The sequence below is a fragment of the Marinobacter halodurans genome (assembly GCF_004327985.1).
Taxonomy (GTDB): domain Bacteria; phylum Pseudomonadota; class Gammaproteobacteria; order Pseudomonadales; family Oleiphilaceae; genus Marinobacter_A; species Marinobacter_A halodurans.
In genome coordinates this window covers 1-255 of sequence record NZ_SJDL01000229.1, presented here as the reverse complement: position 1 = coordinate 255, position 255 = coordinate 1, and the positions used below count along the sequence as shown (strand labels likewise).

Genomic DNA, 255 nt, shown 5'->3' with positions numbered 1-255 from the left:
GGCTGGTGGACAAGACCTTTGATCTGAAGCGGACTCCGCAAGAACGGGAATACTGCGTCCAGCACCGGGAAACGGATCTGGCTTTTCTCAGCCGGATTGCCGCCGAGGAAGGCTGGCACTACCGCTTTGACCCGACCACCGCCGGTCAGCCGATCGTGATCGCCGACCATCACCGGGATGCGCCACAACTGCCCGAGGTAGGCTACAACGCCACGTCCGGCGGTTCCCACAAGACCCCCTGCGTCTTTAAATTCA

At 61.2% G+C, this 255-nt stretch carries 1 protein-coding gene; it reads left to right on the top strand.

Annotated features, from left to right (window positions below; all coding sequences use genetic code 11):
• On the top strand, positions 1 to 255 hold a 255-nt coding region (locus EZI54_RS24185; RefSeq protein ID WP_278248743.1), incomplete at both ends, for a contractile injection system protein, VgrG/Pvc8 family.